The following is a 9,882-nucleotide window of genomic DNA, read 5'->3' as shown; positions in this document are numbered from 1 at the left end:
TGCTAGTCTCCGTTGAGGACTGGCCCGAGTGGGGACCGAGTGTCTCGGCGGTTCGCGGTGTCGACGGGAAAAACGAAGCGGGGAGTCGTGGCGAGGTCCGCGTCGGTGGCATCTGGATTCCGTTCACTATCGAAACGTGCAACGACCACCGATGGACGTGGCGGGTCGCCGGAATTCCGGCGACGGGCCACCGAGTCGAAGCGGTTGGTATCGACCGGTGTGAGGTTGCATTCGAGATTCCACCACTCGCCGGTCCCTATGTGGTGGTCTGTGTGGCCGCGCTCCGCCGAATCGACCGGCTAGCAACGTCCGCGAAGAACAAACAGGGCTGAACAGGTGAACAGGCTCAGACGGGGTAAAAAGACTCTAAATAGGCTGAAACGAAGAGAACGAACTGACCCGGTTCAGAACGGACCGAACAGAAACAGTGCGACGGCGGCGATACCGACAAGGACGACGAGAAGAACGAAAATGAGTCCGGACCCCGACCCGGATTCCTGTTCAGCATCGGTTGCCGCCTGCTCGGCTTCTTCTTCGTCGATTTCGTTGAGGATGTCCTCGAACTCCGGTTCGTGTGGTTCGTGGTACTCGTCGATGACTTCGTCGGCGAGGTCGGTCTCTTCGAGTGCTGCTACGAGGTCGTCCAGTGTCTCCAAGGTGATTGGTACGTCAACCTCCTCTGGGTCGACGAGGAGTTCCGGCTCTTCGGGTGTATCCCCTGGTTCTTCGAGTTGCTCTTCGGTCGCAAAGGTGAATGCAAGCGTCTCTCGGGCACGTTCTTCGTCGCCCGTGGTCAGAAGTGTTCCCTCGATACCCCGCCCTTCACAGCGCTCGGCAAACGCCTCGACGGTCTGTTGGTCGAACGCCGCTTCGACGTCGACCCAGATAACTTCGGTCGGTTGTTGTTCGCCCGCGGGGGCCGCAAAGAGAAACATCCGACCGTCGCGTTTACTCCGCTTGGTTCTCCCGTCACGTGCTGCCCGGACTCGTTCGACGACGGTCGCTACGTCGTCAGTTTCGAGAAACGAGAGTAGGTTCGACAACGACACGTCGCTCATCACACGGACAGACAAAAGACCCTGAGATAAAGCTTCCCGGTACTCTGTGCAACCGAGACTGACTCGGTCGACGGACTCGCGTTCGCTTCCGACGGGCCGCCGTGGACATCCGATATAATTACCACTGTTTAACGTTTACATTATACTACAGTTTTACTACACCGGGTCACGTGATATGGAGTAGAGATTCAGATGAATCAACCAGTCGAGGGCGAGACGCAAACGTACGAGCGAACGTTCACGGTCGAGGATGTCCAGCAATTTGCAGAACTCTCCGGAGACGCACAGCCCCGACATACCGAACCGGATGCGGACGGACGAGTGATGGTCCAAGGGTTGTTGACGGCAACGCTTCCCACGAAGTTGGGCGGTGACAACGAAGTGTTAGCCCGGACGATGGAGTTCGAATTTCTGCAACCGGTCTACACCGGCGAGCCGATTACCTGTTCGTCGACGTACGACACGGTCGTCGAACGGGACGACCGCTACGAATTCACGTCTGACGTCGTGTGCGAGAAGGCGAACGGTGAGGCCGTGTTGGGCGCGACGGTCGAGGGAATAATCTGGAAGGACGATTAGTTCTCTCCCAGAGAGATACGTTCTGTGTGCTGGTGTCTTTGGTTCGTCGTAGGTTAGTTGCTTCACTTCCTCCTCTCTAAGTGCTGACGAGCGAACTCCAGAACCTCCGCTTAAGTATATTGAGAAACACACAATTGGAGTAGACCAGACACTCCTGTCGTCTTCACCACGGTGCGGTGCGTTTTCGACTCACTCAGACCACCAGTGTAGGGAACTTAAACATGCTACAACTGTGGTAATATTGTTCACGCTCGAAAGATATACCCAGCTAGGCATTGCATATCTCCCTAGAACGTGTCAATGATGGTGAAGAACATTCACGGTGATTCCCAGCTATGACTGACGCCTGGGACTCCGCAGGCTACATTGCGAGCTCTCGGTACCGCCGGGCAGTGTGTCGGTACCTTTCGGAGCACGGCTCTGGGCTTCCGTCGCGAATCGCGGCGGAGACTAACCTCGCGCAACCACACGTGTCTCGTGCGCTCTCGGAGCTTCGAGAGCGAGAAATCGTTGAACTACTGGTCCCTGAGTCCCAGCAGAAAGGTCGATTGTATGGACTGACCGACCTCGGTGAACTCGCGTACGAACGGGTCGCACTCGACCAAGAAGCGGAGGTTACCGTCGTCGACCCCGGTAACTTCCCGTCTCCCGAGCTAATCGAGGAACTGGAGTTGTCGTACGGCGATTCGCTTCGCGCGGTCGTCTGGTGTGAACCCGTCCAGACGTGGGTTCGGTTCTTCTCGCCTTCGCTTGCAGACCGCTACGACGAAGAGACGATGAAGACGCTCGTCTCGACACTCACGAACGAAGAAGCACTCGACGAACCATTAGCTGAGTTGTCCATCGGTGCACCCGACCTCGTCGCGTTCGCAATCGAGGAGACCCTCGTTGTCCGGATTCCGCTCGATGACGAAGTAAAACTCCTCGTCTCTCTCGACGTGGAGTTCGACACCGTCATCAGCGACCTTCGAGAGACCTGCCAGCAGTTGACGACTATGGCACTCGATTCGTAAGTCTCCCTTTCGGGTCTCACCTTCCATCCAGAATTCGTATCACAACGAAGCTGTGGTCAGTGGCGGTGGCTATCCTCTGCGCGCCGGGACTAAATGGTATTGGCATTCTAGCCATAATGGGGCCTAGATTTTGAAATACAGAATTATATAGTCGGATATAGTGTTTGGTAGTCCACTAGAACGAAGATTTTTATCTATGGTTTACAATTAATAATATGGCGTGGCCGCTGTCGCAGCCACAGAACATTCAGCCAGCCCAACGCGTGCTTCAGTGCCAGCCAATCAGTTGGTCGCGCCCCTGTGCCTCTTGGGGGTTCGACATCCCTGCCCCGGATTCGAACCCTTTCGTTTCGCCACTCGTAGCTGAGAGTCTCTTCAGACTGTCCCCGCACCCAAACATCGTCTCTTCTAGCCCGAAGGTACATCTTCCCCCTCTCCTAACCCCGCGTATGTACACCGGCAGGACGGACCAACCGTGCTGTCTCTGCGACGACCCGAAGACAGTCACTCGAATCGCTGTCCCGCCGCGGGCAGTGACACTGATGCAGAACGCCGCACCCATCGCGTGGCGCGACATCGTCGGCGACGTGACGCTTCAGTTCTGTGAGAGCGACTGGGAACTCGTTTCAGCGTTGGTTCTCGACCTCGATACACATCCGCTTTCGCGCTGTAACGTTGCGCGCGCCGACTTCAGCATCCGCGAGGATTTCGAGGCACTGTTGAACAGCACCCGCGACGAACCGGACCAGACCGAACAGGAACAGCAACTGCTTGCCGAGGCCCACGAGGTCGTTGGCAACGCGGACAACCCGATGGTCGAACAGCGCGACCTCGTCGAAGCACACGTCGTCATCCGCGCGATGGCCGAACTCGGCGTCGACCAGCACGCCTGAAGCTCCGTCGCCGAACTACGCACCCCATTTCACGGTCGGGGCGAACTACGCGCCGCTCCCCACGCCGAAGAGTCGCGTCGTTCCCCACGTCAAGACGACGATACCGACGATGAAGACGGCCAGCGCGCCCATCATCGGGAACGGGTCGAGCGTGGGACCGCCGAGAAACGGTCCGCGGACGATGAGAAACGAGGTTCCCATCGAGAGACCGAGACCGACGCTCGTGACGAGGGTGAAAAACAGCTTTGCGACGCCGATTGCGCGCGTGTCGCTCCGGAAGTTCATGCGGCCACATCTCATTGACCGCCTCTTGAACGATTTGGCCGTCTCACTGATGTTACCGATGGTACGACACGAGACGCGATTATCCGGAACTCACCGCTCGATTCGGAATCCCGTTACTCCCTCTGGTGACTCGTAGGTCACGTCAACCTCGTCGACGCTGGCCATCGGACTCCCGTCGTGGCACCACTGGACCATGGACTCCACATCGTCGCGCGGCCCTTCGAAAACGGCTTCGACGCGGCCGTCAGAGAGGTTCTTCACCCACCCGTCGACGCCGAGGTCACGGGCGGTGTCGCGGGTCGTCGCTCGGTAGTACACGCCCTGAACGTGACCGGACACGTACACGTGTGCGCGTGTTCGCGTGCTCTCGCTCATGCGCCGACGATTCGTCGTCCGGCGGCAAAGGCGTGACGTCTCACAGAACTGGCCACGGGAGCGTCGAGTCGGCCGTGCGCTCGCCTCTCACGCATCCCGCAAACCGTCAGCATCTAAGTGCGACCCTCCCAACGCTGGACTATGGAACTCTTCGGCACCGCCGGTATTCGCGGCAGCGTGACGGAGCGAGTGACACCGGAACTCGCCCTCGACGTCGGCCGCGCCGCCGGTCTCGCCGCACTCGAATCGGACAGTTCGGCCGAGTTCGTCGTCGGCCGCGACGGACGAACGAGCGGGCAGGGACTCGCCGCCGCAGTCGAGGCCGGACTGCTCTCGGCCGGTGCAGACGTGACCCGCGTGGGCGTCGTTCCGACGCCGGCGCTCGCGTTCGCCTCGCAGGGCCGCCGCGGCATCATGCTCACCGCCTCGCACAACCCGCCGACCGACAACGGTATCAAGATGTTCGTCGACGGCGAGGAGTACGACCGTGACCTCGAACGAGGCATCGAAACTCGCGTCGAGTCCAGTGCGAACCCTGTCGAGTGGGACCACTGGGGCGCACGTGGAACGAGCGGCGTCCTCGACGACTACCGCGAAACTATCGTCGACTTCGCCTCCGAGCATGGCTCGGACCTCGACGGTCTTCGCGTCGCCGTCGACTGCGGAAACGGCATGTCCGCACTCGGCACGCCGCAGGTACTCTGCGACCTCGGCGCTCACGTCGTCACGCTGAACGCGCAAATCGACGGCCACTTCCCCGGTCGCGAATCGAAGCCGACGCCCGAGACACTGATGGACCTTCGAGCGTTCGTCGCTGAGGGCGACTTCGACTTCGGTATCGGTCACGACGGCGACTCCGACCGCATCGTCATCATCGACGACGAGGGCGAAATCGTCCACGAGGACACGATTATCGCCATCGTCGCCGAGCACTACGTTCGGGTTTCCGACGTTTCTGACCCCGTTATCGTCACGACGCCGAACGCATCCGGGCGCATCGACGAGCGCGTCCGCGAAGCGGGCGGCCGGGTTGAGCGCGTCCGCCTCGGCGCACTCCACGAGGGTATCGCCAGCGCCCGTGCCGACGGCGGCGACGTGGTGTTCGCGGCCGAACCGTGGAAGCACATCCATCCGTCTCTCGGCGGCTGGATTGACGGCGTCGCCTCCGCGGCACTCATTGCCCGCCTCGCGGCCGAGTCCGGCATGGACGGACTGCGTGAGCCGGTCACGGAGCGCCCCTACCGCAAGGTTAGCGTTTCCTGCCCCGACGAAAAGAAGGCGGTCGCGATGGCAGCACTCGAAACGTCGCTCCCGGACGCGATGGACCCCGAGTCCGTCGACACCGAGTACGGCGTCCGACTGGAGTTCGCCGACGCATCGTGGACGCTCGTCCGGCCCTCGGGGACCGAACCATACATCCGCGTCTACGCGGAGGCCGACGACGTGGATGCGCTCGTCGACGAGGTGACGACCGTCGTCGAAGCAGAAATCGAACACGCATAGGCTGGGCCGTTTCCGGTCCTGCAGGACGCCGTCACCGCAATCTTGCGCTATCGGAACATTCTGCCCTTCCCGGACGCTGTCACCACGGAACAAATTGAATTCATTTGTCATTCTGGTGGTTGAGTTCGGACATCTGATGGCTTTGAACTCCGAAACGACACCTTTATGCAATTTTCGGAGCCGCTATCTCAATAGGTGACCATAGATATGGACAGACGCTCTTTTGTTAAAGCGGCAGGGATTGCGGGCATTACGGGTCTCGCAGGGTGTACTGGCGGCCCAAGCGAGGGCGGCGAAACCACGACGACCGAACACGGTAGTGACGAGAAAACCACGACGGACGCACAGACGACCGATGGATCCGCTCCGGCGGCCAACGTCGGAATGGTCTACGCGCTCGGCGGCCTCGGCGACAAGTCGTTCAACGACGCGGCAAAGCGGGGCATCGAGCAGGCGAAGACGGAACTCGGAATCGAGTACCAAGAAGCACAGCCGTCTGCGTCCGAGGAGTTCCCGCAGTACCAGCGTCGCTTCGCGCAGTCGACGAGTCCGGACTACGACCTCGTCTCGTGTATCGGCTTCGCACAGAAGTCCGCGCTGAAGGAGACGGCACCGAACTTCCCGGACCAGAAGTTCATGCTCGTCGACGACAAGCTTCCTGAGCTGGACAACGTCGCAAGCTACGTGTTCCGTGAGGAACAGGGCTCCTTCCAGGTTGGCTATCTCGCCGGACTGCTCACGACGCAGGAGTTCGCTGCTGGCGCTGGCGAGACGACGCCCGACAAGAAGCGCGTTGGCTTCGTCGGCGGTGTCGACGCCCCGCTTATCAAGAAGTTCCAGGCCGGCTACGAAGCCGGTGTGAAGCACGCTGACGAGGAAATTACGGTTGACGTCGCCTACGCCGGGTCGTTCTCCGACTCCGCGAAGGGGAAGGAAATCGCCGTCTCGATGTACGATAAGGGTGCGGACATCGTCTACCACGCGGCGGGTGCGACCGGTCTCGGTGTCTTCGAAGCCGCAGAGGAGAAGGGTAAGTTCGCAATCGGTGTCGACTCCGACCAGTCCGTGACCGAGCCGAAATACGCCGACGTTATCCTCGCATCGATGGTCAAGCGCGTCGAGACGCCTGTCTTCACGTCTGTCGGAAACGTCGTGAACGACGAGTTCAAGGGTGGCTCTGTCACGACGCTCGGCCTCGAAGAAGACGGTATCGCCGCCGTCTACGGTAACGAACTCGGCTCCGAGATTCCGCAGGAAGTCAAGGATAAACTCACGAAGTCCCGCGAGTCCATTATCGCCGGCGACATCGAAGTCCCGACGACGACCGAATAAGCGGCGACACGACGCACGGTTTTCTTTCGACGCGTGTTACATGGAGCGACTGCACCGAGCGTTCACCATCTCGACTCCTGAACTCTGGTGTGAGTCGACCCGACACCTCCGACAAGCTCTGTGGGTATCGACCGGCGGAAATGATGATTTGGTGAACAATTCGAATCTCCCGTAAATCGGCGCGACAAACCGTGTGGACGACTCCCGCGGCGACTCGAATACCACGAGTTTAAGCAAACCCCCCCGAAAAATGGGTTAAGATGAGCACCGCTGTTCATCTCGACGAAATTACCAAACGGTTCCCCGGCGTCGTAGCCAACGACGACGTGGACCTGACCGTCGAGCGCGGCACGGTGCACGCACTTCTGGGAGAAAACGGGGCCGGCAAGACGACGTTGATGAACATCCTCTACGGGCTCTATGAACCCACAGAGGGGACCGTCTACGTTAATGATGAACCGCGGGATTTCGACTCCCCTGCGGATGCAATCGCCGCCGGTATCGGTATGATCCACCAGCACTTCATGCTGGTCGACCCCATGACGGTCGCCGAGAACATCGTCCTCGGCAACGAACCGCGAAAGTGGTTCGGAACGACCGTCGACCGGGAGCGCGCGCGCCAAGAGGTCATCGACCTCTCGAACCGATACGGATTCGACGTGAACCCCGACGACACTATCGAAGACGTAAGTGTCGGCGTTCAACAGCGCGTCGAAATTCTGAAAGCACTCTATCGCGGTGCAGATATCCTCATTCTGGACGAGCCGACTGCGGTTCTCACGCCGCAGGAGGTCGAAGAACTGTTCCACGTCTTCGAGGAACTCACAGCGCAGGGCAAGACGATTATTTTCATCAGCCACAAGCTCGGCGAGGCGATGCACGCCGCCGACGACATCACCGTTCTCCGCAACGGGAAGAACGTGGGGACGGTGAAGGCTGACGAGACCTCGAACGAGGAACTCGCTGAACTAATGGTCGGTCGCGAAGTCCTTCTCGAACCGAAGGCCGAACCGAACGAGCCGGGTACCGAGATTCTCTCGGTCGACGGACTCCACGCGGACGACAACCGCGGGATTCCGGCGGTCTCCGACGTCTCGTTCGATATTCGAGAGGGCGAAGTCTTCGGTATCGCCGGCGTCGACGGCAACGGACAGTCACAACTTGTCGAGGCGATCACCGGCCTCCGAACCCCGACCGACGGGCGAGTCACCTACAAAGGACGGGATATCACCAGTGCGTCTCGCCGGTCCCGAATCGACGACGGCATGGCCTATATCCCCGAAGACCGCCACGAGCGAGGACTCGTGATGGACTTCGACCTCGTCCAGAACAGTATCCTCGGTAGTCAACACAACCCGAAATTCTCCTCGGGCGGACAGATTGACTGGCCCGGCGCGCGCGGCCACACCGAGCGAATCATCGACGAGTACGACGTGCGGCCACCGCACGCCGACGCAGACGCCGAGTCCTTCTCGGGCGGCAACCAGCAGAAGTTCATCGTCGGCCGCGAATTCGAGCGCGAACCCGACTTCGTCGTCGCCACCCATCCGACGCGCGGTGTGGACATCGGTGCGATGGAGTTCATCCACGAGCGTCTCTTGGACCTCCGACGACAGGGGAAGGCGGTCCTCCTCGTCTCCTCGAAACTCGACGAGGTACAGGGACTCTCCGACCGCCTCGGCGTCATGCACGACGGCGAACTCATGGATATCGTAGACCCACGCAACACCACCGAAGAAGAGATTGGCTTGCTTATGGCCGGTGAACGACCCGAATCCGTAGAAACCAGTACGGAAACTCCTGTAGGTGACGTTCAATGAGTGCGAGAGGAGGGGTAAAAACCGTCCTTCGGCGACTCACGGACGCTTCGGTGGCCGAACGGATTCTCATTAGTTTCGCCGCGCTCGTCATGGCGACGCTCATCGGTGCGGCCATCGTCCTCGTTTCGGGACGCGTCGCCACATGTCAGACGGCAGCGACAACACTGTTCGGTGTCGGTTTCTGTTACGACCCGGTTGATGTGTACCTCGTCTTGTTCAACGGAGCGCTCGGCCAACCTTTCCTTCTGGACGACCCCGCGTTGTTTAATCCGAACTGGAACCCGCTTAACTTCGGTCTCGCCTTCACGCTCAAGGAGACGACGCTTCTCATCTTCACCGGGCTTTCGGTGGCCGTCGCCTTCCGTGCAGGCCTGTTTAACATCGGGACGCAAGGACAACTCGTCCTCGGTGGGCTCGCGACGGCGCTGTTCGCGGTCTTCATCGCACCGTTCCTTCCGGCAGGCATCATTGGTGGCATCATCCTGATTCCGCTCGCCGTTCTCGTGGGCGCGTTAGTCGGCGGTCTCTACGGCGCGATTCCGGGTGCGTTGAAGGCCTACTCCGATGCGAATGAGGTCATCACGACCATCATGCTGAACTTCATCGCGGCGGGCATCGCAAAGGTGCTCGTCAGCGAGTTCTTCCGCAACCCCGACTCGCAGGTCATCGAGACAGCGCCGATTCCGGACTGGGGGACACTCCTTCCGGTGGCGTTTCCGAAAGGCAGCGACTTCTCGATTCTCGCGCTTGTGTTCGGTCTCGCCCTGGTTGTCGCCGTCTGGTATCTGCTCGAACGGACGTCGTTCGGCTACGACCTGCGGACGAGCGGTGAACAGCCAGAAGCCGCCGAGTACGGCGGTGTCGACGCCAAGCGAACGACCGTCACCAGCATGTTCCTTTCCGGTGCGCTTGGCGGCATCGGCGGGGCTATCTGGGTTCTCATGGTCATCGGAAACTGGCTCACTGACGTTCCGTCTCTTGGGTTCGACGGCATCACCGTCTCCATTCTCGCGGGGAACAACCC

The 9,882-nt window shown here is 60.2% G+C and carries 11 protein-coding genes; 8 read left to right on the top strand and 3 right to left on the bottom strand.

Going from position 1 to position 9,882, the window contains the following annotated elements:
* A partial coding sequence (locus tag QT222_RS12885; protein WP_491477402.1) for an SRPBCC family protein occupies window positions 1-332 on the top strand: 332 nt, incomplete at its 5' end.
* Between the two features lie 72 nt (window positions 333-404).
* On the opposite strand, the gene QT222_RS12880 is transcribed toward QT222_RS12885, so the two are convergent.
* On the bottom strand, window positions 405-1,058 hold the full coding sequence (locus tag QT222_RS12880; protein WP_004056971.1) for a hypothetical protein: 654 nt from the start codon (window positions 1,056-1,058) through the stop codon (window positions 405-407).
* Window positions 1,059-1,250: 192 nt separating this feature from the next.
* Between QT222_RS12880 and QT222_RS12875 the strand changes: the two genes are divergently transcribed.
* From QT222_RS12875 to QT222_RS12865, 3 genes are all read left to right on the top strand, one after another.
* Complete coding sequence (locus tag QT222_RS12875; protein ID WP_004056972.1) at window positions 1,251-1,637, top strand: hotdog family protein; 387 nt, start codon at window positions 1,251-1,253, stop codon at window positions 1,635-1,637.
* A 335-nt stretch (window positions 1,638-1,972) separates the two neighbouring features.
* Window positions 1,973-2,650, top strand: coding sequence for a winged helix-turn-helix domain-containing protein (locus QT222_RS12870; protein ID WP_004056973.1), 678 nt, complete (start codon window positions 1,973-1,975; stop codon window positions 2,648-2,650).
* 449 nt (window positions 2,651-3,099) lie between these two features.
* Window positions 3,100-3,543: a DUF7960 family protein gene (locus QT222_RS12865; protein WP_004056974.1), complete on the top strand. Its 444-nt coding sequence runs from the start codon at window positions 3,100-3,102 to the stop codon at window positions 3,541-3,543.
* 45 nt (window positions 3,544-3,588) lie between these two features.
* On the opposite strand, the gene QT222_RS12860 is transcribed toward QT222_RS12865, so the two are convergent.
* Together QT222_RS12860 and QT222_RS12855 are read right to left on the bottom strand one after the other, a co-directional pair.
* Window positions 3,589-3,828 carry a DUF8132 family protein gene (locus QT222_RS12860; protein WP_004056975.1) on the bottom strand — a complete coding sequence of 80 codons (240 nt, stop codon included), beginning with the start codon at window positions 3,826-3,828 and terminating at the stop codon, window positions 3,589-3,591.
* A gap of 90 nt (window positions 3,829-3,918) precedes the next feature.
* Window positions 3,919-4,203, bottom strand: a complete 285-nt coding sequence (locus QT222_RS12855; RefSeq protein ID WP_004056976.1) for an acylphosphatase — start codon at window positions 4,201-4,203, stop codon at window positions 3,919-3,921.
* A 141-nt stretch (window positions 4,204-4,344) separates the two neighbouring features.
* Between QT222_RS12855 and QT222_RS12850 the strand changes: the two genes are divergently transcribed.
* The 4 genes from QT222_RS12850 to QT222_RS12835 form a co-directional block, all read left to right on the top strand.
* Entirely contained in the window at window positions 4,345-5,706 is a 1,362-nt protein-coding gene (locus QT222_RS12850) for a phosphopentomutase/phosphoglucosamine mutase (protein ID WP_491477401.1), read from the top strand.
* 207 nt (window positions 5,707-5,913) lie between these two features.
* Window positions 5,914-7,038 carry a BMP family lipoprotein gene (locus tag QT222_RS12845; RefSeq protein ID WP_004056978.1) on the top strand — a complete coding sequence of 375 codons (1,125 nt, stop codon included), beginning with the start codon at window positions 5,914-5,916 and terminating at the stop codon, window positions 7,036-7,038.
* Window positions 7,039-7,298: 260 nt separating this feature from the next.
* Window positions 7,299-8,858, top strand: coding sequence for an ABC transporter ATP-binding protein (locus tag QT222_RS12840; protein ID WP_004056979.1), 1,560 nt, complete (start codon window positions 7,299-7,301; stop codon window positions 8,856-8,858).
* Window positions 8,855-9,882: ABC transporter permease (locus QT222_RS12835; protein ID WP_491477400.1), on the top strand; the 1,028-nt coding region annotated here is incomplete at its 3' end. The genes QT222_RS12840 and QT222_RS12835, both read left to right, overlap by 4 nt.

Source organism: Haloferax sp. s1 (genome assembly GCF_058382125.1).
The sequence above is the reverse complement of the archived record's forward strand: the minus strand, read 5'-3'. Positions and strand labels throughout refer to the sequence as shown.

Bases quoted from the DNA above. Each gene is read 5' to 3' on its own strand.
- QT222_RS12840 (WP_004056979.1), top strand. From the start codon at position 7,299: ATGAGCACCGCTGTTCATCTCGACGAAATTACCAAACGGTTCCCCGGC.
- QT222_RS12875 (WP_004056972.1), top strand. From the start codon at position 1,251: ATGAATCAACCAGTCGAGGGCGAGACGCAAACGTACGAGCGAACGTTC.
- QT222_RS12850 (WP_491477401.1), top strand. From the start codon at position 4,345: ATGGAACTCTTCGGCACCGCCGGTATTCGCGGCAGCGTGACGGAGCGA.
- QT222_RS12865 (WP_004056974.1), top strand. From the start codon at position 3,100: ATGTACACCGGCAGGACGGACCAACCGTGCTGTCTCTGCGACGACCCG.
- QT222_RS12860 (WP_004056975.1), bottom strand. From the start codon at position 3,828: ATGAACTTCCGGAGCGACACGCGCGCAATCGGCGTCGCAAAGCTGTTT.
- QT222_RS12855 (WP_004056976.1), bottom strand. From the start codon at position 4,203: ATGAGCGAGAGCACGCGAACACGCGCACACGTGTACGTGTCCGGTCAC.
- QT222_RS12870 (WP_004056973.1), top strand. From the start codon at position 1,973: ATGACTGACGCCTGGGACTCCGCAGGCTACATTGCGAGCTCTCGGTAC.
- QT222_RS12845 (WP_004056978.1), top strand. From the start codon at position 5,914: ATGGACAGACGCTCTTTTGTTAAAGCGGCAGGGATTGCGGGCATTACG.
- QT222_RS12880 (WP_004056971.1), bottom strand. From the start codon at position 1,058: ATGAGCGACGTGTCGTTGTCGAACCTACTCTCGTTTCTCGAAACTGAC.